The following is a 24,532-nucleotide window of genomic DNA, read 5'->3' on the forward strand; positions in this document are numbered from 1 at the left end:
ACACTTACCATGAGAATTAGGCTGGGTGCTGATTCTCGATATATGAATTTCCATTTAAATAAGTCAGCTGTGGGAATATACTGCGAAGTTCATTTAAGTATTGCTGGATTTTTTCTTCGGGTAATTCATTATTAACCAATTGTTTTTCATAGGATTGTAGCAATTTTTTAGTGTCGAAATGTGCATAAGTCAATACATTCGCGACTGTGTCGCCGCTAACCAAATCATTAATTTCAAAACGGCCATCTTCTAATAATTTTACATCCAAAGAATTGGTATCTCCGAAGAGGTTATGTAAATTTCCCAGAATTTCCTGGTAGGCACCTACCAGGAAAAATCCCAAGGCATAAGGGTTTTGTGCATCATAGGCTGGCAGCATTAGGGTAGAATTAATGCAACTTTGCCCGGTATATTGTTTCAATGTGCCATCAGAATCACAAGTCAAATCTTGTAAGATGCTGTGCATTGTTAGTTCTTGCCTCAAATGGGAAATAGGCGCCACCGGGAATATTTGCCCTATCGCCCAAGCATCGGGTAAAGATTGAAAAAAAGAAAGATTGCAAAATACCTTGGTTGCCAAACGCTCATTTATTATTTCCAACAGCTCTTTGTCCCCTGGGTTGTTTTCATCTAATTCCTGCCGAATTTCTACGCAAATTGCATGATACAATTGCTCAACTTTTGCTTTCTCCGTAAGACTGATGACCCCATGCTTGAATAAGGAATTTGCTTCTTTAAACGCATGCTCCGCATAATGGTATGTTTCCGTGGGTGAGTTTTTATTAATTCGATGGTAAGCATCCCAAATGCCGTGGAGCACACGTGACTCATGGGGTTTAACCGTTGGTAAAATAGAAATTGCCCCAACGGTTTCAATACCGGTTATATTGGTAATCAGAACGGCATGGTGAGCGGTCAAGGCGCGGCCCGATTCGGAAATGATATTGGGTTCGGGCATACCAGCTTCTTGACATAAATCGCGTACAGCCAAAAGGATATTGGTTGCATATTCCTCCAGGCTGTAATTCATGGAACAACCCGCATTAGAGCGCGTGCCTTCATAATCTACACTAAGCCCACCCCCCACATCAATGGTATTTATGGGCGTGTTAAGACGGCGCAATTCAATATAATAACGTGCCACTTCCTGCATACAATTGCGGATATCATGAATATTGGCGATTTGTGAACCCAGATGGCAGTGCATGAGTTGTAAACAATCCAACACACCACGAGATTCCAAGTAGTTTATTAAGGAAAGTACTTGCTCAGCATGCAAGCCAAATTTAGATTTTAAACCGCCGGTATTTTCCCACTTGCCGGCTCCTTGGGTAAGCAAGCGAATACGTACCCCAATGTTTGGTTTTATTTGCAATTGCTTTGCTTCCTGCAAAATAATCTCAATTTCAGAAGGCTTTTCGATCACGATGAATACTTGATGCCCCATTTGCTGGGCAATCAAGGCTGCACGAATATAACATCTATCCTTATAGCCATTACAAACGATGGTAGAGGGTTGCTCGCCCAGCAAGCCCAGGACAGCCATTAATTCAGGTTTGCTGCCAGCTTCAAGTCCTACAGGGTATTGTGGGGCTTTTAATAATTCACGCACTACACAATATTCTTGGTTCACTTTAATGGGATAAACCAATTGGTAAGTTCCCTGGTAATTAGTTTCCCGGATAGCCAAGTTAAATGCCTCGTATAACTTTTTCACCCGATCATGCAGAATATCGGTAAAGCGGATCAATAAAGGAAGGTGCAAACCTGCGCGTTTAGCGGCGTGAACAATTGAAAGTAACTCTACGCCCGCCTGGGAAGAATGTTTACATATTTCAATATTACCTTTTGCATTAATATTAAAATAGCCTTCCCCCCAAGTATTGATGTTATATAAATTTTCATCGGAAACAGCATTGTGATTCATGACACGCTCCATTGGCGTCAGGGTGAAGGGATAACCAAGTGATGGTATGTCGCGGGCTGGCGCTGCAGTGGGAAAGGAAATAAACGCCCCCATAAATCTCGCTTGGAAAAATCTAGTTCGGCTACCAGTACTGCGGCTTCATGGCGCGGAGCTTGGGCTAAAATTTCTCCCATAGGGGTGCTGATAAAACTGCTGCCATAAAATTCCAAGCCATCTTCACAGCCAATGCGATTTACAGCGATGATAAATGCATTGGCCATAATGCCCTGGGCAACCATGACTTTTTGCCACATGGGTTGACTGTCAAAGCCTGGAGCAGTTGGCTCAGCCCCAATAGCCGTTGGGTATATTAAAATTTCTGCCCCTTTTAAGCCATAGATCCTTGAAAGTTCGGGAAACCACTGATCATAGCAAGTGGGCAGGGCCACCTTGTGTTGAGCAAGAGTATGCACAGGATAATTTGAATCACCTGGCTTGAAATAATAATTTTCGTGGTATTTTTCGCCGCTTGGGATGTGTTGTTTACGGGTATAGGCAACCAGTTGTCCGCAATCATCGAATGCGACTGCAGTGTTATAACCAGCTTTTTCAAATAATGAAGCGGTGATCCAAACTTTGGCTTCTCTTGCGCACTGGCTTACAAATTGAGCGGTTGGACCTGAATGCAGCTCCTCGCAATAAGGGGTGCTGTCAACATCAGGGCGCGTGCAAAAATAGGGGGATAGGGTTAATTCCTGCAGGCAAACGAGTTTTGCTCCTTGTTTGGCTGCTGAAAAAATTCCCGTAGCCAGCTTGTCACGGTGCACTTGAGGATTTTCATGCCAGCGTTCTTGCACTAAACCTACTTTTAACTGCAGTGCAGACATCGTTTCTTATCCTTAGGAAAAAATTACTTAAGTATATATTTCTTAAATTAATTTTCACACCCATAATCCACATAATTTTATGGTAAAAAAAATTAATTTTTTGTTGAATTCTTAATCAATTCTTAAGGTGATTTTTGCTACACTTTCAGGAGAAAAAGAATTAATTTATTTAACCAAGAAGGCAGCCATGTTGTTTGTTGTAATTGAATTGCCGCTTCGCATCAGTTTTAATCCGTTTTGTTCGCTGCACGATGATTTATTTGCTTTTTACAAACAAATCAAGCATTACGAAGCGCAAAAACGGATGCCACTGACGTCTTATTTCACTAATTATCATCATGCCGCAGAGCATACGGATGAATTGTCGAGACGTTTATCTCGGTACTTGGTGCTGGAAATGGTCTTGAATAATCGTTTTGAAATCAGCAATCGTCCACTACACTTCACGCGTTCTTTGGTAAGTGCCACCTTCCATTGTGGTGGCTTGGAGACTTATATTCAAAGAGAGCGTATCGAGAATGTATATCAGCCTATCCATGCAGTTAAGCCGTTTTCGCATATTCCAACTCAAGAGCCAAGCCTTGTTGCAAAAGCGCAGGAAGTTGCCAAAGAATTGGGCGAAGATTTGCCGGAAGAATTTCTCGACCCAATAACTGCAGAATTATTGCATGATCCGGTGGAAATCAATCATCGCGTCTATAATCGCCAATCTGTCGAACACATGATAGAAGAAGGGAAGTTCAAAGACCCATTTACTCGACAAAAAATTGACCCAGCGACCATGAAGTCGGCTTCCTATATGCTGGAAGCCATGGTAGCGCACCAGGAAGTTGTTGCAAACAAAAAAGAACCAGCCTTGATGGAAGCTTATAAACAAACTAAAGTCTTGCCGTTAAAAACATTGTTTAAACACTGGGAAGAATTGATCCATAATTCCTCCATGCAGTTGCGAAGCTAATTTTCCAAAATTATCAGTTAAATTGTTTGCGCTTTAGACAAACCGTACGGTGATGGCTTAACCCATTTGATAGATATTGGTGTCAAGCACTGCGCTTAAACCATCTAATTTTTTAGAAGAATCTGTTTTATTGAAAAAGAAATTTCTGTTGATTAAAACGGCAACAAAATATAGGACACCAAATCCTAGGATTGCGAGTGCAATATTGGCTAATATCGGCTTCCATACTTGCCGGTGTTTATCGAGCTCTTGATGTGCCTTGTCGATTTCTTGCTCTGCATTTTCTTTAAATTTGACATAGCCATGCTCAGTAGGATTGGCGAAATAAATTTTCGAAATCTCGGTTAAGTTAGTATGGAGACGCTGAGCTGCTTCGGCCGCAGGTAGGTAATTATTTTTGCGTAAATCAGCAGCTTTTGCCCTAATGATGTCTAATTGCATAAGGAAGTCGGCTTTTTTTTCTTCCAGTTTCAGTGAGAACTCCATTGCATGCGCTTCTTTTTTTAAGAGTCCCTGTAACCAGGATTCCGGATAGCCTGCAACGGAAATCTTCCTGATTTCATCAGCTTCCTCTGCTGCTTTTAATGGGGATTGTTCCTCCCCTATAGTCATTAAAGTCCAGGAAGCAAAGGCTCTATACTTCTTAATTTCTGAAAGCATTTTCTTAAGAAGCTCTTCCCTATTAGGGCATAATGGATCATAAATTAAGATGAGTTTGGTAGTGGTGACACTCGGATTTGCTGGTTCGATGGATGAGAGAAATTTAATGATATTGTCAAGGCCCTGAACCATGCTAAAGCCATCAGAGCTATTCACGTCCAAGTCACCGGAGGCATGATTGAGTTTAGTATTTTTAAATCTTTTTTCTATTTCACATAGTCTGAAATTTTTTTCATCTGCGTCAATCATTATGCCAATAACATTAACACTTATGTGCGACATAGAGGTACTACCTGTGTGATGGTTTTGCAGAATTGGTATTTTTCAGATCAAATCATCCGAATTGCGAAATTTACTTGAATTATCCGGGGTTTGCAAGTAAAGCATTCGCCACTTTAGATTGATTTTTCTTGCCCATTTTTTTACAAATCATATCGCCGATGACTGCGATTTTAAAAATATCCACCCCAGTTTCAATCCCTAATCCGTGCATGAGATAAAGCACATCTTCCGTGGCGACGTTGCCTGTTGCCCCGCGCGCATAAGGGCAGCCGCCAAGGCCTGCAACTGAGCTGTCGAAGCGGTGAATACCACACTGCAGGGCAGTATAAACATTTGCTATGGCTTGCCCGTAGGTGTCATGAAAATGCATGGCTATTTTTGAAAATGGCATATTGCTTTCAAGCGCATCAATAAGATTTTTGGTTTGCCTTGGCGTGCCGACACCTATGGTATCGCCGAAGCTAATTTCATCCACGCCCAGCAATAATAATTGTTCGGTAACCGCCAATACCTGCCGTGGAGTAATTTCTCCCTCATAGGGACAACCTAAAACACACGAGATATAAGCTCTCACGCGGATATGATGGTGTCTTGCTAATGCCATGACAGGAGTAAACCGTTCGATACTTTCTGAAATGGAGCAATTGATGTTGCGTTGATTAAAGGTTTCACTGGCGGCAGTAAAAATAGCTATCTCTTGCACTCCTGCTTCCAAGGCTTTCTGCATTCCCTGTTCATTCGGTACCAAAGCTGAAAAATGCACCCCGGGTTTTTTCTCAATGCCCAAGGCTACCGCTTCGTGATCGGCAAGTTGGGGGATGGCTTTTGCGGAAACGAAACTGGTGATTTCAATGTGCTGCAAACCGCTTTGGCTTAATGCATTGATCAACTCGATTTTAATGGGGGTAGGAACGAATACCGTTTCATTTTGCAGGCCATCGCGTGGTCCAACTTCAATAATCGTCACTTGCTGTGGGTAATTCATGGCAATCCCTTATGTAAAGCGAATTTGACAGTTAACTGCCGGTTAGCCAAGGCATGCGGTTTTGCTTTAATCCAAGGCTTCCATCGCCACCAATTCTGCCCCTTCGTTAACTTGAGCACCAATGTCATAAAATATTTCAACCACTCGCCCGTCTGCAGGAGCTTGAATGGTATGTTCCATCTTCATGGCTTCCAGCACAATTAAACGCTCCCCAGCCTTAATTTTATCACCTTTATTTTTTAAAATCGCTACTATGGTGCCGGGCATGGGAGCAGTCAACTGGGCTTTGCTGTGGCTTGTATCAGCGCTGGCTGTGTCCCAGTTAAAGCGATCCACCGTAATGGGCCCGGTTTCCAAATAAAAAATCATTTGCGGGGCTAGCTCTTCCAGCCACACCATCCAGGTTTCCTTGCCATCGCTTAAGCGCAATTGCCCATTGCACCAGCTTGCCTGGAGCTCACGGGTGGTTTTATTATTTAACTTAAGCACAAATTGTTCCAGACTTTTGGGGGAAATGGTTACTTCATAAAGCTCGTCCTGGATCCGATAGCGCCAGCGCCACTCGCTTGGTAAATGCATTTGCCAGGCAAAGGTGTCTGCTTGTAAGCCAGTTTTGTCCGTAGGGACAATGCGCAAATAATCGACACTGGCTGCCAGATATATTGCCAACCTGTTATCGCCTAGAGGAAGTTCAATCGTTTCCCGCTCCAGAAAATCAGTGCTTAGCATGGCTTCGGTAAATTGCCGATGCTTGGTAATTGCTTGTAAAAAGGCAATATTGGTTTTTACACCACCGATGTGATAATGCTGCAGAGCTTGTTGTAAACGTTGTAAAGCTTCATGGCGGTTATCTCCACAGGCAATCAGCTTGGCAATCATTGGATCGTAATAACGCGTAATCATAGAGCCGGCAATGACCCCGCTATCGATGCGTATCCCTGGCGAAGAAGGCTCTTTCAACAAACGTATTTGCCCAATGGAGGGTAAAAAACCATGTGCAGGATCTTCGGCATAAATACGGCATTCAATGGCGTGACCCTGCAAGTTGATTTCTTCCTGGCGGCAAGGTAAAGGCTCATTGGCAGCGATGCGTAGCTGCCATTCCACCAGGTCAAGTCCGGTTATAAGTTCGGTAACAGGATGCTCTACCTGCAGGCGGGTATTCATTTCCATGAAATAAAAACATTCATTATTTTCTACCAAAAATTCCACGGTACCGGCACCGCGATAATCGATGGTACGGGCAACCGTAATGGCAGCATTGGCCAAACCTTGGCGCAGAGCTTCTGACAAATTCGGGGCAGGGGCTTCCTCAATGATTTTCTGATGGCGGCGCTGCATTGAACAGTCGCGTTCAAAAAGATGCACAATGTTCCCATGATTGTCCGCCATAATTTGTATTTCTACATGCCGTGGATTGCGGATTAATTTTTCAATGAGCATGGTATCGTCTGCAAAACCGGCTGTTGCTTCCCGGCGCGCCCCTGCTAGGGCATCAAAAAAATTTGTTTCATCAAACACAGCGCGCATGCCTTTGCCGCCACCACCTGCAGCGGCTTTAAGCAACACAGGAAACCCCAGACGTTTGGCTTCAGCTAATAAATATTCGTCGTCTTGCCTCGTCCCATGATAGCCGGGTGTTAGGGGAACTGCGGTATTCTCGAGCATTTGTTTGGCAAGCTGTTTTGAGCCCATAGCTTCCATCGCTTGTTCACCAGGACCTATGAAAATGATCCCGGCTTTATTACAGGCTCGTACAAAATCGGAATTTTCCGACAGAAAGCCATATCCAGGATGGATAGCTTCTACTTTTGCCTGTGTGGCCACCGCAATGATTGCCTCGATATTCAGGTAACTCGCAATGGCTGCGGGTTCTCCTATACAAAAGGCTTCATCAGCCAAAGTAACATGCAGGCTGTTTTTGTCTGCAGTAGAGTAAACGGCTACCGTTTCAATTCCCATATTCCGCGCAGTTTTAATGATGCGGCAGGCTATTTCGCCACGGTTGGCTATTAGAATTTTTTTAAACATGAAATTCTTTTCCTGTTTATAATGAACCTTTTGACTAATCCCAAACGGGCGTCTCTTTATTAAGAAAAGCTTGCAAGCCGCGTTGTCCTTCTGCAGAAACGCGCTTTTTAGCAATGAGGGCTGCTGTTTTGTGCAGCAATTGTTCATTGATGGATTCATCAGCCACCTCGGCAACCAATGCCTTCGCTGCCTGAACTGCAAGCGGAGCCAATTCCGCAAGCTTTTGAGCATAATCTAGCGTATAAGCATAAAGCTCGCTTTCTGGAACGCAATGTTGTATCAAATTAAGCCGCAGTGCTTGCTTGGCATCAAACATTTCCGCGCTCATAAATAACCAGGCGGCAGCGCGTGCTCCAATGGCGTTGATGACATAAGGGCTTATGACCGCAGGAATTAATCCAAGCTTGACTTCAGAAAAGCAAAACCGGGCAGTATCTGCTGCTATGCCGATGTCACAGGCAGCAATCAAGCCTGCGCCGCCGCCAAAAGCAGAACCTTGCACCATGGCTATAGTGGGTTTAGGGCTTTGATTTAAAGTAAACATCAACCGCGCCAAAATAGTCGCATCGGCCAAATTTTCAGCCTCACTGAAACCTGCCATGCGCTGCATCCAATTAAGATCCGCTCCTGCAGAAAAATGTTTGCCGTTTGCTTTTAACACAATGACGCGGACTTCGTGGTTATGCTTTGCCTCATCCAGGAGCTTTTGCAATTCTTCCAACAGCAATTCATCGAATGCATTGTATTTATCAATTCGATTTAAAGTTATGAAGAACACACGCCCTTGCAGTTCACTTAAAACATCACTCATGTAAATTCCTTTCTTAATTACATTCTAAATACGCCAAAATGAGTTTTCTCAATAGGAGCATTAAGAGCGGCTGACAAGCTCAATCCCAAAATTTTACGGGTATCGACCGGTGCAATAACCCCATCATCCCACAGTCTGGCACTGGCGTAATAAGGATTTCCTTGAGTTTCATATTGTTCGCGAAGGGCTGCTTTGAATTGTTCTTCTTCAGCAGCCGGCCATGCAATTCCTTGTTTTGCATATTTATCACGATTGACTTGAGCAAGGACATGGGCCGCTTGTTCGCCTCCCATCACGGAGATGCGTGCATTTGGCCAAGACCATAAAAAGCGTGGATTGTAGGCGCGTCCGCACATGGCGTAATTTCCTGCGCCAAAGCTTCCCCCTACAATCACGGTGAATTTGGGCACTTGCGCGTTTGCAACAGCAGTAACCATTTTTGCCCCATGCTTTGCAATACCCGCTGCTTCGTATTTGCTGCCTACCATGAAACCGGTAATATTTTGCAAGAACAGTAATGGAATTTTCCTAAGGCAACAAAGTTCAATAAAATGCGCGCCTTTTAATGCGCTTTCACCGAATAAAATGCCGTTATTGGCAAGGATGCCGATGGGGAAACCATACAAATTGGCGAAGCCGCACACCAGACTGGTTCCATACAAAGCCTTGAATTCCTCAAATTCCGATGCATCAACAATCCTTGCAATGATTTCCCGCATGTCGAAAGGCTTGCGTGAATCGGTTGGAATAATGCCATTTAATTCAGCCACATCGTAGAGGGGTTCACGGCTGGCAATCGTCACCAGTGCTTCAGGCTTGCGGCGGTTAAGCTGTCTTACTATGCCTCTTGCCAAATGCAAAGCATGCTCGTCATTTTCGGCATAATAATCAGCGACCCCGGATTGCCGGCAGTGTACATCGGCTCCGCCTAATTCTTCGGCGCTGATTACTTCGCCAGTAGCGGCTCTCACTAAAGGTGGGCCGCCTAAAAAAATAGTCGCTTGATTTTTTACCATAATGGATTCGTCCGCCATGGCAGGCACATAAGCGCCGCCAGCTGTACAAGACCCCATGACCACGGCAATTTGCGGGATATTTTGCGAAGACATGGTGGCTTGATTATAAAATATGCGTCCGAAATGATCCCTATCGGGAAATACTTCATCTTGTCGAGGTAAAAAAGCGCCTCCGGAATCTACTAGATAAATGCAAGGTAAATGGTTGATTTGCGCAATTTCTTGGGCACGTAAATGCTTTTTAACCGTAAGAGGATAATAAGTGCCGCCTTTAACTGTGGCATCATTTATGACAATCATGCACTCTTGATTTTCAATGCGCCCAATTCCTGTAATCAGACCCGCAGCAGGCACGTTGTCTTCATAAACTTGATAAGCCGCGAGCTGAGACAATTCAAGAAACGGGCTGCCTGGATCAAGCAGCTGTTGCAAACGTTCTCTTGGGAGTAATTTCCCATGCTGTAAGTGACGTGTGCGTGCTTTTTCATCGCCGCCAAATGCAATTTTTTCTACTGTGGTTTGCAGCTGTCGGACCAATGCCTGCATTGCATCCTGATTGGCTTTAAACTCGCTGCTTGCCGTGTTAATTTTGCTCGTGATTTTCATTGGACTTCTCAAATAAGAATGTTACTGAGTACGATAATCAGCCATAAAAGCCATGTAGCCAAAATAAAATAGGGGAGGGATTTTCCTTTAACCAGCCGGTAAATAAATGCGGGCACAGCTACGATGCAAACGGGTATGAATACCAGCGTAATGATTTCACGGATCATCACGCCAAGCTTGCTTGAGCTAAAGACAGGCATTAGTTTTAAATTCACATAAGTGTAAAACATATCCACATAGACGATTAACAAGTGGGCATATTTAGCACAAGCAACGAGCAAGATGCTAAACAAAAGATAAAGAGCGCTTTGTTTAAGTAACATAAACTTCCTTGACAAGCTGGGTGTTATGCCCGGATAACGCGAAGCGTATCCGGCTTTTAATTGCTGCCTGGCGCGAGCCATGCCGCAATTTTATCATATTAATTCAATGGCTATGGCAGTTGCTTCGCCGCCGCCAATACAAAGAGCTGCCACACCCCGACGTTTTTGTTGTTGTTTTAAGGCATGGATTAAGGTAACCAGAATGCGTGCGCCGGAAGCGCCAATAGGATGCCCTAAAGCGCAGGCGCCGCCATGAATGTTTACTTTTGCAGCATCCAATTCCAAATCTTTAATGGCAGCCATGGCAACTACAGCAAACGCTTCATTGATTTCATACAAATCCACTTCGTGTGCCTGCCAATTTATTTTATTTAATAAATTCCGTATAGCGATAACGGGTGCGGTAGTAAACCAGGCAGGTTCTTGTGCATGCGTCGTATGGCCTATGATCCTTGCCATGGGGTTTATGCCTCGTTGCTCGGCCCATGCGGTGCTTGTTAAAATTAAGCTGGCTGCTCCGTCTGAAATGGAACTGGAGTTGGCGGCCGTCACGGTACCGTCTGCTTGAAATGCCGGGCGTAAATTAGGGATTTTTGCAATTTTTTGCGCATCAGGCCCTTCATCGCGGTTTACGGTCAATGTTTCTTTCCGGCCGCTGCTGGTAACGGGAGTTATTTCCTCGCGAAAGCTGCCGTCTTCTTCTGCCTGTAAAGCAAGCGTCATGGAGCGGATAGCATAAGCATCTTGCTCTTCGCGCGAAAAATTATATTTTTTAGCTGTGGCTTCGGCAAAATACCCCATAAGCTTGCCGCGATCATAAGCATCCTCAAGCCCGTCCAAGAACATGTGATCTTTTAATTCGCCATGGCCCAGGCGGTAACCGGCACGTGCTTTAGTAAGCAAATAAGGTGCATTACTCATGCTTTCCATGCCGCCTGCCAAGATGACATTAGCGGAGCCCGCCTTAATGGCATCGTGAGCCATCATCACCGCTTTCATGCCTGAGCCGCACATTTTATTGATGGTTGTCGCACCCTTGGAGTCAGGGATGCCGGCAAGTTTTGCTGCTTGGCGTGCAGGTGCCTGGCCGATGCCGGCTTGTAAAACACAACCGCTTAATACTTCGTCAATTTCAGACGGCTGGACGCCAGCTTCTTGCAATACGGCGCGATGGGCTGGTGCAGCCAATTCAGGAGCAGAAAGTGAAGATAAACTGCCTAACATATTGCCCATAGGGGTGCGTTTGGCTGCAACAATAACAATATCATCCTGTTTCATGTGAGAATCCTATTAATTTTTTGTGTCGTTAAATAATTCACGCCCAATTAACATGCGCCTGATTTCCGAAGTGCCGGCACCGATTTCATATAATTTTGCATCACGCAACAATCGTCCGGTCGGGTATTCATTGATGTAACCGTTTCCACCCAGGATCTGAATGGCTTGCAGAGCCATTTGCGTTGCATTTTCTGCAGTATATAAGATGATGCTTGCCGCATCTTTCCGGCTTACCTTGCCTTGATCGCAAGCGCGGGCAACAGCATAAAGATAAGCGCGGGAAGCATTTAAATCCGTATACATATCAGCCAGTTTGCCCTGGATGAATTGAAACTCTCCTATGGCTTGATTAAATTGGCGACGTTCATGCACATAGGGAAGTACTACGTCTAAGCATGCTTGCATAATGCCTACCGGACCTGCTGCCAGAATAGTACGCTCATAATCCAGGCCACTCATTAATACTTTTACACCTTGGTTCAACTCGCCAAGTAAATTTTCCGCAGGTACTTCACAATCCTCAAAGACCAATTCACAAGTATTTGAACCACGCATACCGAGTTTGTCGAGTTTCTGGGCAGTACGAAAACCTGCAAACCCTTTTTCAATAATAAAAGCGCTTATCCCTTTGCTGCCTGCTTGCTTGTCGGTTTTGGCGTATACCACGAGAACATCAGCGTCTGGACCATTGGTGATCCACATTTTTGTGCCATTGAGGATGAAAAAATCACCGCGCTTTTGCGCGTTTAACTGCATGCTAACCACATCGGAGCCTGCATTAGATTCGCTCATGGCAAGTGCGCCAATGTGTTCCCCACTAATGAGTTTAGGTAAATAACGGCGTTTCTGCCAGTCATTGCCATTGAGATAAATCTGGTTCACGCACAAGTTGGAATGTGCGCCATAGCTCAAGCCTACGGAAGCGGAAGCACGCGAAATTTCTTCCATTGCAATGACATGCGCAAGATATCCCATGTTTGCGCCACCGTATGCTTCGCTAACCGTGATGCCCAGCAAGCCCATGTCACCTAATTTTTTCCATAAATGATTTGGAAAAGCATTATCTACATCAATTTGGGCAGCCAAGGGGGCTATTTCATGACGTGCAAATTGCTTTACACTGTCACGCAATAAGTCATACGTTTCACCAAGACAATGTTGTAGACCGAGATGCATAGACGACTTCCTGTTGCTCAGACAAATACGTTAGACTATACCTCTCATAGTTGCAGTTGTGAAGATATGGAGAATACCTGATGCGTGAACTGGTTTTATGGGGACACCATGTGGATGAATATCGGGAGATGTTTAATTTAACTGCGGCAGATTTTAATTCCCGCATACTGGAATATGGTTGTGGTCCTAGCGCAATCAATGCAGAATTGCATGAAGTGACACACCATATAATCAGCTGTGATCCTTTGTTTACGTTGGACAAAGCCACTCTCTCAACCAAAGCTTCCCTTATTTTTGAAGACGTAATTTCTAAAATAAGTATGGAAAAAGAGAAATTTGATTTTAGCCGATATGGAGATTTGCAAGGCTTGATCCGTAAACGCAGGCAAGGTATGCAAGAATTTTTTAGGGATTATGAGCGTGGTCGTACAGAAAAACGTTATTTACCCGTTCATGACTACCATTTGCCTTTTGCCGATTTCTCTTTTGATTTTGCATTGAGTTCCAACTATTTATTTGCTGATTTGGAAGAACAAGACGTCGAATTTCATCTGCGTATTTTGCGTGAATTGGCAAGAGTTGCCAAAGAAGTACGGGTCTTTCCCTTGATCGACAGGCAGGGACAACCTTCTTCTTTCCTTGGTCCGGTTCTTTTGGGGTTGCAGAAAGACAATTATGGTGTGGAAGTTTGTGAAGTGCCTTACCGGTTGCAACGGCAAGGCAATGCCATGTTGCGCGTTTGGGCACAACAATGCCCGGTTGAATAATAGCAAGCAATCTTTGGGTTTGCCAATATTCTCCCTCACTGTTTAAGGTTTTTATGTATTCATTACTTAAGCATTTGTTATTTTGCCTGGAACCTGAGAGGGCACACCGCGTTGCGCTTTCTCTATTGCATTATTCTCCTGCGGCTTTCTTTCCAAAGCCTTTGCAAAAACCGGTTGAAGTATTGGGTTTGTCGTTTCCCCACCCGCTTGGTTTAGCTGCAGGTTTTGACAAAAATGGGGAGCATTTGGCTGCATTAGCTAAATTAGGCTTTTCGTTCATCGAAGTGGGTACTGTGACGCCCAAACCGCAGCCGGGAAATCCTAAACCCCGCTTGTTTCGTTTGCCTAAAGCGCAAGCATTGATTAACCGCATGGGTTTTAATAATGGTGGAGTTGATGCGCTGGTAGAGAATATAAAAAAAACCAGTTATCAGGGAATTTTGGGCATTAACCTTGGCAAAAATAAAGATACGCCGCTTGCGCAGGCAGCAGATGATTATTTATACGGTTTACGTAAAGTTTATGCGCATGCTTCTTATGTGACCGTCAATATTTCATCGCCCAATACTCCGGATTTACGCCAGTTGCAGCAAGGCATTTATTTCAATCAGCTGATAAGTGCTCTTCGAGAGGAACAATTGTATTTAGCGGATTTGCATCAGCGTTATGTCCCTTTGCTGATTAAATTGTCGCCTGATGAAACAGATGAAGAATTAAAAACAATGGCTGATGCGATTGTTTCCTGTGGGATAGACGGTATCATCGCCACGAATACGACCTGCACACGTGAAGCGGTTAAACATTTACCGCATGCTGAAGAAAGCGGCGGTTTGAGCGGATGTCCGCTGGCTAAGCGCTCTACTGAATGTCTGCGCGTGTTAAAACAAATCGTAGGGGATGAAGTCACCTTAATTGCCGCAGGGGGTATTGATTCAGCCGAAGTGGCGCAAGAAAAACTTGCAGCCGGGGCGTCATTATTGCAAATTTATACAGGATTAATCTATCAAGGGCCGCGTTTGATTAAGAGCATAGTCGACACCATCGATTGATTAGTTCGTGCGCTTGCTAACCCTACTATGGGCCGTTATGAATACACTTAAAATAGGAATTATTTGTCTTTCACTGTCTTATGCCTGCAATCTTTATGCTGCAGAAAAATGGCCGGAAATACTTTTGTACAAGGATAAGCCGGTTGATTCCTTATGCCTTTTTGAAGGAAACGAGGAAGCAGAAGGGGAAGTGAGTTTAGCGAAATGCGGACTTCATGCAGAAGCTGCGCGGAAAAAAACTGGAGAAAATCCGGATCTTATTCAGCAAGGATATGCTGGCTATGATTATACGTGGGAAGTAGAAGATGCAGATACGCAAGGGTATAGCTATTACAAGCCTTTTGCCATGACTGGGAATGCCGCCGTTGTTTTAACCAGAAACAACAGTGGCGGTACCGGCCAGTTTTCATCGTTAATTTTGGTAGCGCGGAATGCAGATCGGCTTAAAATTACTGCTTTTGCTGGCGGAGATCGCTGTAACAATGGCATTACCGATATGAAGCTTGAGCAGGACGCACAAGGTAACTCATATTTAGTATACGGGGTTAATTTAACAGCATTTGATTTCTTGGATTTGGCCAACGATAATCCACATCACCTAGAAGCTTATGCGGATTTGGATGCTTGCGCGGCTTGCTGCAAAGCAAGTGCCATCATGCAGCGCAGTTTGGATGAGAATTTTGCCAAGGAAAAGTTGTTATACGTTGATTTGTCTTCGTATGCTGCCAATGCAGAGGAAGCTTCATCCGACATAAAATATCAGGCTTGTTTTGACAGCTTGTTTAACGAATATGTGAAGAAAAATAATTCTCGATTGAATCCGCAAGCCCTGGCCCAATTCACGCAGCGGTTTAATACGCAATGCGTGTCAAAAAAATAATTCGGTTTGTTGCTGCAAAACTTAGGTATTCAGCAACGCACCAGAGGCAGTTCAGACCATTGCGTCGTATAGTTTGGAGACTTTAATTGCTTTAATGCTGCCCAAGGTTGCTGACAGCCCTCGGCAGCGAGATGGATGGTTTGCCGCCCAAATTTGGCATTAATCTTATCCATCAAACCCATAAATTGTTCTGTTTTTTCTCTTTCTTTTGCAGAGGCTGATAAAAATAAATCCAACTGCGAGGTTTCTCTAGCCACCAAATCGCCCAAACGGATCCCTACTTTTTTGTATTGGATCCCATTGCGGTGTATTTTTTGCAAAGCCAGTTTCGCATAATGGGTGATTTGCCGCAAATCGTCGGTAGGGGCGGCCAGCTTCATCTCTATCCAATTATCATATTGTTCTAAATCGTTACGGAAGCGATTGGAATAAACAAAAACAGTCACATGCTGTGCCAATAAGCGGTGTTCACGTAATTTCTCACAGCTTCTTCTGCAATGGAAACTAACTGCCTGCGCTATTACTTCATACTCTGCTTGCATAACCCCAAAAGAGCGTGACGAAATAATGCTATGCTGGGACTCTTTCACTGTGAGATTCGCACAACGGGTGCCATTTAATTCCATAACCGTGCGTTGCAACATGACCGTAAATAAATTTTTCATATGATGCGGATTAGCTTCTGCCAAATCCATGGCTGTATAAATTCCTTGCTCAGTCAGTTTCTTATGAAGTTTGCGGCCTACTCCCCAGATGTCACCGACGGAGATTTTTTGCAGCCATTGTCTTTGTTGATTGATATTAAACACCGGGATTTTAAGTTTACTTTTGGCAATGTAGTTGGCTGTTTTTGCTAGTGTTTTGCTGGCCCCTATGCCGATGGATGTAGGAATGCCAGTGCAGCGCAAAATAGTTTTTTGTAAAGTGGAGCAAAAAATTTCCAGCTCGTTTTCGGGTAAACTGCTTAAATCCAAAAAAGCTTCGTCAATGGAGTAGATTTCAACATGCGGCCAATGAGCTTCGATTACGCTCATTACCCGCTGTGATATATCGCCATAGAGCGTAAAATTTGAAGAAAATATTTGTACATTATGTTGTTTGCATAAAGTTTTAACTTTGAAAAAAGGTATTCCCATGCCAATGCCCAAGTCTTTGGCTTCATTGGAGCGCGCAATGACACAACCATCATTACTCGATAACACCACAATCGGGTGGTTTCTTAAATCTGGGCGAAACAATCGCTCGCAAGAAGCATAGAAATTATTGCAGTCGAGCAAAGCGAACATTATTTCATCTCATGGATGACAAAAGTGACTACACCCCAAATGATCACGTCTTGTTCGTGCGTGATATCAAGCGCGGGATAATCTGGATTCGCCGCAAGCAGTTGCACACGCCCATCCCGCCGTGACAGGCGCTTTACTGTGAGTTCGCCATGGACAGCAGCGATGATAATTTTCCCGTGTGTTGCCTCCAAACTCTTGTCCACCACGAGAATATCGCCGGGTTGAATTCCTGCATGCATCATGGAGTCACCAGTGGCGCGCACCAGAAAAGTAGCTGCGGGGTGTTGGATGAGATGTGAGTTTAAATCCAGTTTTCTTTCAATATAATCATCGGCTGGGGAGGGAAAGCCTGCCTGTACTTTGCACCCGTACAACGGTAATTGGTAAGGATTATCCTGCAAAAGGAGTGTGCGAATTTCTTCCACGCGCGATAAAGGAAGCCGCATTGCTGTCGTCGCTTCCCCATATTTACCCAAACCTTTAGGCCGCCCGGCGCCCGGCCTTGCCCCGCCGCGTTTACTCATCATAAAAACTTGAAAAATGTACAATTATCAAAATTATACTCACCTGAGCATGTTTTGTATAGAAATGTTTTGAATTCCGGCGCAGTTCTTGTAAATCAGAAAAAGATAACTTACTTTGTACATACTGCAAAGCAGGGAGCAGCCATGCGCATATTAGCCAATATTGTCCTATTCCTTTTAGCTTCATTCCCGCTGCATGCGAATGACACCGCTTTTGGTGGACAAGGAGCATTGCCTTTTCCGGTTAGTGAAACCGGCATTCGTATGTTAAGCGAGAAAATTACAATTGTTGGCCACCATTTAAATCAGGAAGGTTGGAAGGGCGAGTGGAATTATACCTGTCATTTTACCTTTCAAAATATGCTGGATAAGCCCATGCAGATTAAGATGGGTTTTCCTTTTCCAATTTATGATGAATTGAGTGAAGTGGCTATTCCTGAAAAACAAACGCTCCGCAAAGGAGATCCGTTGATTTACGGTTTTATTGTCCATGTTAATGACCGTTTGATTCCTGCGGAAAAACAAAAAATTGCCGCAAATGAAGAAAAGGGGTTGTATTATACGGATGCTTATCTTTGGAATATGTCATTTTTGCCACGGCAAACAGTTGAAATTACCCATCGCTATAAAACCGGTGCTACGTTTGATGCGCTTGGTTTTCATTGGATAACTTACGTTTTAAAAACTGGAGGATTATGGAAAGATGGCAGTATTGGCCATACTGACATAGAAGTCATCCCCAATACTCCAACGCGCTTGTGCAGTGAGTTGGACTTAAAATCTGCCTACCTTAAACCACTTCCTCCTGGTATAAAAATTATTGCTGAGGGTAAAAATCGAATTTATCGTTGGAATTTAAAAAACTTCCGTCCGCAGGAAGACTTAAGGTTATGCCTGCAAACAGGGAAAAACTATGTGCGCTACCAATTACTTTATCCTTTACTGCAGGAAGAAAATGCGATTTCGCTTAAAAAACTGTCGCGGGCTGAAGTCAATCTTTTAAAAAATACGGTGTATGCTCAGTATGGACGGCCGTTTAAATCGCAAAAGCTGCAATCTTTTTTTAATAAACAATGGTGGTATGAAATAAATCCGAATTATTCCGATGCGCTGCTTAGCACAGAAGATAAAAAAATTCTTGCCATTTTACAAATACAGCAAGGCGAAAGCCCATAGGATAAACGTTCACGTTATCGGTTATCGCTTCTGCATCGGATTCAGTTTTATCATAAAAGATTTGCGAAAAAATCTCCTTTTGTTGGTGCAAGGCTTCAATAAGGAGTACAATTTGACATTTTTAAAATCAATTCGATTACGTTTTCTTATGAAAAAAAATCTACACGGGAAGGCTTGGCCTTTATACTGCCGCCTGCTTGCCTACATTAAGCCGTTTTGGCCTATCCTTTTGCTGGGAGTATTTGCCAACATTTTGTACTCCGCGATTGATGCGAGTTTTACCTACATGATGCGGCCTTTTCTCGATAAAGGTTTTATCGATGTTGACATGGCGTTTGTCAAAAAAATTCCCGCGATTGTATTAATCGGGATTACAGTACGGGGACTTGTCAGTTCACTTGGCAGTTACTGCATGACTTGGGTGGCGCGCTCTGTAGTCAAGGTGCTGCGTCAACAAGTATTTGCTCACATCATTCGCTTACCTGCAAATTATTATGATGAAGCCACATCAGGGCAATTGTTATCTAAAATTCTTTATGACGTTGAGCAAGTAGCACAAGTCAGTGCAGATGCATTGACTGATTTTGTACAAAATACCTGCCTGGTTCTTGGCTTGTTAACCGTCATGATGGTGATTTGTTGGCAGCTCTCATTGATGTTTTTACTCACGATTCCGTTTGTCGGACTTTTGGTTAACTTTACAAACAAACGCGTACGCCGCGTCAGCCATAAAGTACAAAGATCCATGGGGGAAGTCACTGAAATTGCCGGCGAAGCCATTGAAGGCTATCGTGTGGTGCGTATTTTTGGCGGCGAACGCTACGAAGTCGATAAATTTAATAAAGCCATTGAAATATCCCGGCAAAACGACATGAAAGTAGCAGTCAGCAAAGCCATTAACGTATTTGGCGTGCAGTTCATTATTGCTGTAGGCATTGCTGCGATTATTTTCGCTGCCATTCAACTTGCAACCGTGATAACGATTACAGCGGGTTCATTCCTTGCCATCATTGCTGCCATGTTGCAATTGATAAAACCCATGAAAACCCTAACGACTTTGAATGCAACAATTCAGCGTGGATTGGCAGGGGCTGAAAGCGTATTTGCCCTGCTGGACAAACCCATTGAGCCTGAAAGCGGCAAGATTTTAGCGCAGAAGGCGCAGGGAAACCTTCGTTTTGAGCAAGTTAGTTTTGCTTATCGCCAAGGTCCTGAAGTATTGCATAATATAAGCTTCAGCATGCAGGCTGGAGAAACCATTGCGCTGGTTGGGCATTCAGGCAGTGGCAAAACAACCATAGCCAGTTTATTGCCGCGTTTTTACGAAGTAACGCAAGGTAAAATTTTGTTGGATAATATGCCAGTGCATGAATTAGCCTTAAGCAGTTTGCGCTCACAAATTTCCTTAGTGAGCCAGCACGTGACATTGTTTAATGACACATTAGCCAACAATATTGCCTATGGTTCGTTTGCGGTAAGCCGCGAAAAAATCATTCAAGCTGCCAAATTAGCCTATGCAGATGAGTTTATCCGCGACTTGCCACAGGGTTATGATACGCGCATTGGTGAAAACGGCGTACTGTTATCAGGTGGTCAGCGTCAACGCTTGGCGATCGCACGTGCGATTTTAAAGGATGCCCCTATTTTGATTCTGGATGAAGCGACCTCCGCATTGGATAGTGAATCAGAGCGCTACATTCAGGCAGCATTAGAAAAAGTGATGCAAAACCGCACCACATTGGTGATTGCCCATCGATTATCCACGATTAAGCGGGCTGATAAAATTATTGTGGTGCAGCATGGAAAAGTAGTTGAGCAGGGAACGCATCAGGAACTCATCGCATTGGATGGCCATTATGCGCAGCTTTATCGTATTCAAAAGCTGGGGGCGGAACTGTACGAAGAGGAAGAAGCAGTCGCCTAGAAAGAGGAAGCAGTTGTCTGATGAATGAGTTGATCGAAAAAATATGGTACGGGCGGCATCCTTTGCGCTGGTTCTTATTACCATTTTCTTTAATTTATAAACAAGTGGTATGGGTGCGGCGTTTTTACTTAAAACGCTTTTGCACCAAAATTTTCCCAATACCCATTATCGTGGTGGGTAATTTAACCGTTGGTGGCGCAGGAAAAACTCCATTGGTGATTGCTCTGGCGCAAAAATTACGTGAACGCGGTTTGCGGGTTGGCATTGTAAGCCGTGGTTATGGCGCGTCAGTTAAGCAGTTTCCCCACGAAGTCAAGCCAGATGCAAATGCACGATTGGCTGGCGATGAGCCTTTGTTGCTGGCGAGGAGAACGCAGTGTCCAGTCGTCATCGATCCGAAACGCGTACGGGCTGTGCAATATTTAATGGACACGTACCAAAGCCAGATCATTCTCAGCGATGATGGTTTGCAGCATTATGCGCTGGGACGGGCGCTGGAAATCATGGTGATTGATGGGGTACGTGGATTGGGGAATGGCATGTGTTTGCCAGCAGGGCCGTTGCGTGAGGATGTGAGTCGCTTGCAACAAGCGCATTTTTTGATTGCAAATGGGGGGCAATGGCCCGGAGCATTTACGATGGAGTTAATGCCAGGCCAGTTAACGCAGCTGACCAGCGGTAAGCCTTTACCGTTAGCGCGTTTAACCGGGACCGTTGCAGCCATTGCCGGCATCGGTCACCCGCAGCGTTTTTACAATACCTTATCCAAATTGGGAGTGGCGTTTACCCCGTATTCTTTTCCGGATCATCATCCTTACACACAGGAAGAATTATGTTTTGCTGAAAAAACATTGGTGATGACAGAAAAAGATGCGGTAAAATGCCAAGCATTTGCCACGGATGAAATGTATTTCCTACCGGTGGAAGCTCAGGTTAATAATGCATTCTGGGATGCATTATGGTCACATGAACAATTACAGGGTTATGTTTAACATGCATCGGATTCAATTAGGTAGGTTATTGCTGTGCCTTGCTTTATTTTTTGCAGGGTCGCTTTTTGCAGAAGAAGCAACGGAGGCAAATATCTTTTTGCCCAGTGCTGCAAAGCATGTAAATTGGGTTTTTTCGGGAATTGTCACCAATGAACGCGATGAGCAATACGGCTATATTTTTCAAATGCAACGTGAAAACGATAAATTTCATGCCATGGCTGCATTGCTGGATGCACAAAGTAAAAAAGTAATTTTATTTGATGAAAGCGAGGCCATTATCCCCGAGCCAAAAGCAAATAATTGGCAAGTCGGGAATGAATTCATGAGCTTTAATCCAATCAATGACAGTTGGATCTTCGGCTTTAAAACTAAGGATAAAAAAGGTTTTAATTTTAAGGTGGACATGCTGGACGCGTTGGAGCATAAACCAATTGTACAAAATTTAAGGCCTGGCATGCGTTTGCTCATTAGCCAGACCAGCCGGTTAAATGGTCATCTGCAAGTAGAAACTGGCGAGGGCAAGAACACCGGGGAACAGTTTGTGACGGCTAAGAATGCTTGGTTCCGGCAAGTATGGCTTAATGAAGAAGAAGACAAAAACCATCTTTTTTCAGGGGTATTATGCCAGTTTAATGATAATAGTGGCTTTTACTCCGTAAATATAGAAGAAGAGGATGCCCAGCAAGGAGCGGTCACCGGACTTTGCAATGCGCAGGGAAAAAGCCTTTCCATGTCACAATTTATCGATGTAAAACGGGGGGAGGATGGTCTTTGGCATATAAAAATTTCTTCCCCGAAGCATCATTTAAGCGTCCCGGAAGAAATTAATAATAAAACGGTTATTGCCGGTTTTATTACTGAAGATAAGCAACCCGGATTTTGCGTGTTAAGCCAAAATGAACTAGGTAAAGAAGCGCTGCTTAAGCCCCAAGCGCCAGCAGAGAATGAAGTTAATCCTGCCGCTTAATGTTTTAAGGCTTGCCTTTATTTTTCGTAACTTTCCGGCAGATGCCAAGCCAGGACGGTAGCAATCAGCAAACACATCGGTACCACGGCGAGCGCTAGATGGTAATCGTGCAGGGTATAGGCTCCCTTGTGTCCAAACGTATCCAATAAATATCCGACAAGGGGTTGCAATAAAGGCGCTGAAATCACGGCCAGCGTGTTTGTAAAACCGGTGCAGGTAGATAGGGAGTTTTCCGGAGCAAGTTCATTGGCAATGGTAAATGCCAACATATAAGCTCCGCAGCAGCAACCCATGAAAAACATTAACATGCCTATGAGCAATGGATTTTGAATCGGGCAGTATAAAGTAATCAGAAGCAGTAGATTGGTGGAGATGCACGAACTTAAAATCAAGGGTTTGCGGCGTGGCATTTGGCTGGATAGAATTCCAAACAAGGGACAACTGACCCCCGCTCCCAGGAAAAAAACGGCACCTAGAATGCTTGCTTCAGGCAACGTACAATTTAATTTTACCTGTAAAAAAGGGATTGCCCACAAAGCGCCAAATACGGTCACCAGAGCGAAACTTAAGCCCACAAAACAGCCATTTACCCAAGCTTTACCGTTTTTCAATATTTTTAATAATTGTTGCGTATAATTTCGCTCTATTTTTGCAGTTTTCGCAGAATCAGGGAGATATTTCCAGCATAAAAAAGAAATGAGCAAGCCTATGATTCCGGCGCCATTGATAAAGCCGCGCCAGCCCCATTGTTGCAATAAAGTGCCCATGCTGATCATACCCATTACGGTAACCAGAAAAGCCAATGTCTCGGAGAGTCCAATCATGAAGGCAAATTTACGTAAGGGGAAATGTTGTCGCAACAGGTGGGAAAAACCAACAAATGCAAAGGCTGAGCCCATGCCGATTAAAACTCGTCCCAGCAAAAGGCCAGGCAAGGTATGGCTTGCAGCAAAAAGCAGGCATCCCAGACTGCAGATAAAGGCATTTACGGCAAGCAGAAGGCGAGTATTTCCTCGATCAAACATAATGCCGACTGGTATTTGCAAGCCTGTGTAAACAATATAAAAAGCGCTTCCCAACCAGCCTGCGGTAAGGGCGGAAAGTTGCATATCATGCATGATGGCCCCAATCACCACACCAGAGGACAATTGCATAAAGAATTGAAATAAAACAAAAGAAACACCCACCCACCATATACCCAAGGGTGCACGGGCTTTAAATAAACTAACTGCTATCATTTATGAAACTTTATGAACTTTAATTAACATCCCGGCTTGAGGATGATCAAGATAATATACCACCCCACCTTTCAGGCGTTGCTTTTGCGAAATAAGAAAAGAGCCGCGATTACTATTTGCAGCTGAAAAAAGAAGATTGGCATCCAGTGAATAATAACTGCTTTGCTGGATAGCCAAGGTACCTTCAACATTCCAGCCATTCTGATCAACAATCGCAACAGCTACCGGGCGCTTATTATTGCTGGGTTGTAGCCAGGAATAATGAGCGAGTACCTGATAAGCGGATTTATTTCGCAAAGTCCAAAATTCACCGCGTAACTGGGAACGTGAAGGAGGCAGCAAGCGAAACGGGGGATTTCCTCTTTCCGCATTTTTTTGCAGCAAGATTGCCTGCCTGGTGCTTGGGGCAACCAAGGAGGACAGGCTTTCTTCGCCTTGGCTGGAAGCAGGCTGAGCAAAGATAATCAAATCCACCTGATAAAGCGAAGATTTCTGAGCAGCAAAATTTAATCCTGTATTTAGAATCAAACTAAATAATATCAATATCCGTAACATGTCTATATGCTTAAGAAAATAAGCTGAGCATTATACACATTCGCTGAACTTAGGAATACTGGCTTGGAATTAGCAGTTACAAAATGGATTGATAGTCATTCTCAAGGTAAGGCTTGGAACAATCACAATCCAGTTGAAATGGCCAAGATACAATCATGCAAGACCAATGGTGTGGGCGTGACAACACCTCCATACTAACCCCTGTTGGCGGAAATTATTGTAAGGCCAGAGTTGGCGCCAAGCCTTGGGTTTCGT

The 24,532-nt window shown here is 44.1% G+C and carries 22 protein-coding genes; 8 read left to right on the top strand and 14 right to left on the bottom strand.

The genetic code is table 11. The annotated features are described in order from the left end of the window. Nucleotides 1-16 precede the first annotated feature (16 nt). Nucleotides 17-1,927: a biosynthetic arginine decarboxylase gene (gene speA, locus ELY11_RS01965; protein ID WP_127032414.1), complete on the bottom strand. Its 1,911-nt coding sequence runs from the start codon at nt 1,925-1,927 to the stop codon at nt 17-19. 17 nt (nt 1,928-1,944) lie between these two features. Beyond that, a complete protein-coding gene (locus tag ELY11_RS01970) occupies nt 1,945-2,793 on the bottom strand; it encodes a nitrilase-related carbon-nitrogen hydrolase (protein WP_126952990.1) in 849 nt (282 codons plus the stop codon). Between the two features lie 127 nt (nt 2,794-2,920). On the opposite strand from ELY11_RS01970, the gene ELY11_RS01975 reads away from it, so the two are divergent. Continuing rightward, nucleotides 2,921-3,751, top strand: coding sequence for a U-box domain-containing protein (locus ELY11_RS01975; RefSeq protein WP_148110498.1), 831 nt, complete (start codon nt 2,921-2,923; stop codon nt 3,749-3,751). A 57-nt stretch (nt 3,752-3,808) separates the two neighbouring features. Here the strand turns inward: ELY11_RS01975 and ELY11_RS01980 are convergent, their stop codons facing one another. From ELY11_RS01980 to ELY11_RS02015, 8 genes are all read right to left on the bottom strand, one after another. Then, nucleotides 3,809-4,693: a hypothetical protein gene (locus ELY11_RS01980; RefSeq protein ID WP_127032415.1), complete on the bottom strand. Its 885-nt coding sequence runs from the start codon at nt 4,691-4,693 to the stop codon at nt 3,809-3,811. A 79-nt stretch (nt 4,694-4,772) separates the two neighbouring features. After that, complete coding sequence (locus tag ELY11_RS01985) at nt 4,773-5,678, bottom strand: hydroxymethylglutaryl-CoA lyase (protein WP_126952993.1); 906 nt, start codon at nt 5,676-5,678, stop codon at nt 4,773-4,775. A gap of 66 nt (nt 5,679-5,744) precedes the next feature. Next, nucleotides 5,745-7,709, bottom strand: a complete 1,965-nt coding sequence (locus ELY11_RS01990) for an acetyl/propionyl/methylcrotonyl-CoA carboxylase subunit alpha (RefSeq protein ID WP_127032416.1) — start codon at nt 7,707-7,709, stop codon at nt 5,745-5,747. Between the two features lie 34 nt (nt 7,710-7,743). Further along, nucleotides 7,744-8,520 (bottom strand): enoyl-CoA hydratase-related protein, encoded by a 777-nt coding sequence (locus ELY11_RS01995; RefSeq protein ID WP_126952995.1) that lies wholly within the window; start codon nt 8,518-8,520, stop codon nt 7,744-7,746. Between the two features lie 17 nt (nt 8,521-8,537). Next, nucleotides 8,538-10,142 carry a carboxyl transferase domain-containing protein gene (locus tag ELY11_RS02000; RefSeq protein ID WP_126952996.1) on the bottom strand — a complete coding sequence of 535 codons (1,605 nt, stop codon included), beginning with the start codon at nt 10,140-10,142 and terminating at the stop codon, nt 8,538-8,540. 8 nt (nt 10,143-10,150) lie between these two features. Beyond that, the gene (locus ELY11_RS02005; protein ID WP_126952997.1) at nt 10,151-10,465 is read right to left on the bottom strand and encodes a hypothetical protein; all 315 of its coding nucleotides are present in this window, start codon (nt 10,463-10,465) and stop codon (nt 10,151-10,153) included. Between the two features lie 93 nt (nt 10,466-10,558). Then, nucleotides 10,559-11,743 (bottom strand): acetyl-CoA C-acyltransferase, encoded by a 1,185-nt coding sequence (locus ELY11_RS02010; RefSeq protein ID WP_127032417.1) that lies wholly within the window; start codon nt 11,741-11,743, stop codon nt 10,559-10,561. Nucleotides 11,744-11,755: 12 nt separating this feature from the next. Further along, a complete protein-coding gene (locus ELY11_RS02015; RefSeq protein ID WP_126952999.1) occupies nt 11,756-12,919 on the bottom strand; it encodes an isovaleryl-CoA dehydrogenase in 1,164 nt (387 codons plus the stop codon). 80 nt (nt 12,920-12,999) lie between these two features. On the opposite strand from ELY11_RS02015, the gene ELY11_RS02020 reads away from it, so the two are divergent. The 3 genes from ELY11_RS02020 to ELY11_RS02030 are packed head-to-tail and all read left to right on the top strand — an operon-like array spanning nt 13,000 to nt 15,615. After that, a complete protein-coding gene (locus ELY11_RS02020) occupies nt 13,000-13,686 on the top strand; it encodes a class I SAM-dependent methyltransferase (RefSeq protein ID WP_127032418.1) in 687 nt (228 codons plus the stop codon). Between the two features lie 53 nt (nt 13,687-13,739). Beyond that, nucleotides 13,740-14,735, top strand: a complete 996-nt coding sequence (locus ELY11_RS02025) for a quinone-dependent dihydroorotate dehydrogenase (RefSeq protein ID WP_126953001.1) — start codon at nt 13,740-13,742, stop codon at nt 14,733-14,735. A 37-nt stretch (nt 14,736-14,772) separates the two neighbouring features. Beyond that, nucleotides 14,773-15,615, top strand: a complete 843-nt coding sequence (locus ELY11_RS02030) for a PI-PLC domain-containing protein (RefSeq protein ID WP_126953002.1) — start codon at nt 14,773-14,775, stop codon at nt 15,613-15,615. A gap of 29 nt (nt 15,616-15,644) precedes the next feature. Here ELY11_RS02030 and ELY11_RS02035 read toward each other — a convergent pair whose 3' ends face one another. Next, the gene (locus tag ELY11_RS02035; RefSeq protein ID WP_127032419.1) at nt 15,645-16,901 is read right to left on the bottom strand and encodes a Y-family DNA polymerase; all 1,257 of its coding nucleotides are present in this window, start codon (nt 16,899-16,901) and stop codon (nt 15,645-15,647) included. Further along, complete coding sequence (locus ELY11_RS02040) at nt 16,901-17,425, bottom strand: LexA family protein (protein WP_126953125.1); 525 nt, start codon at nt 17,423-17,425, stop codon at nt 16,901-16,903. The genes ELY11_RS02035 and ELY11_RS02040 overlap by 1 nt, the downstream gene beginning before the upstream one ends. Nucleotides 17,426-17,569: 144 nt before the next feature. Here ELY11_RS02040 and ELY11_RS02045 point away from each other — a divergent pair, with 144 nt between their 5' ends. The 4 genes from ELY11_RS02045 to ELY11_RS02060 all read left to right on the top strand — a co-directional run bounded on the left by ELY11_RS02045 (nt 17,570) and on the right by ELY11_RS02060 (nt 22,484). Beyond that, complete coding sequence (locus tag ELY11_RS02045; protein WP_126953004.1) at nt 17,570-18,601, top strand: YARHG domain-containing protein; 1,032 nt, start codon at nt 17,570-17,572, stop codon at nt 18,599-18,601. A 148-nt stretch (nt 18,602-18,749) separates the two neighbouring features. Further along, entirely contained in the window at nt 18,750-20,525 is a 1,776-nt protein-coding gene (gene msbA, locus ELY11_RS02050) for a lipid A export permease/ATP-binding protein MsbA (RefSeq protein ID WP_127032420.1), read from the top strand. 20 nt (nt 20,526-20,545) lie between these two features. Then, nucleotides 20,546-21,517 carry a tetraacyldisaccharide 4'-kinase gene (lpxK, locus tag ELY11_RS02055; protein ID WP_127032421.1) on the top strand — a complete coding sequence of 324 codons (972 nt, stop codon included), beginning with the start codon at nt 20,546-20,548 and terminating at the stop codon, nt 21,515-21,517. Nucleotide 21,518: 1 nt separating this feature from the next. Then, nucleotides 21,519-22,484, top strand: a complete 966-nt coding sequence (locus tag ELY11_RS02060; protein ID WP_126953007.1) for a hypothetical protein — start codon at nt 21,519-21,521, stop codon at nt 22,482-22,484. Nucleotides 22,485-22,501: 17 nt separating this feature from the next. Here the strand turns inward: ELY11_RS02060 and ELY11_RS02065 are convergent, their stop codons facing one another. Together ELY11_RS02065 and ELY11_RS02070 are read right to left on the bottom strand one after the other, a co-directional pair. Next, a complete protein-coding gene (locus ELY11_RS02065; RefSeq protein ID WP_126953008.1) occupies nt 22,502-23,722 on the bottom strand; it encodes an MFS transporter in 1,221 nt (406 codons plus the stop codon). Next, nucleotides 23,723-24,277 (bottom strand): CsiV family protein, encoded by a 555-nt coding sequence (locus tag ELY11_RS02070; RefSeq protein ID WP_126953009.1) that lies wholly within the window; start codon nt 24,275-24,277, stop codon nt 23,723-23,725. It abuts the gene before it with no gap. Nucleotides 24,278-24,532 lie beyond the last annotated feature (255 nt).

This window comes from Legionella septentrionalis (genome assembly GCF_003989745.1).
In the GTDB taxonomy this organism is placed as follows: domain Bacteria; phylum Pseudomonadota; class Gammaproteobacteria; order Legionellales; family Legionellaceae; genus Legionella_A; species Legionella_A septentrionalis.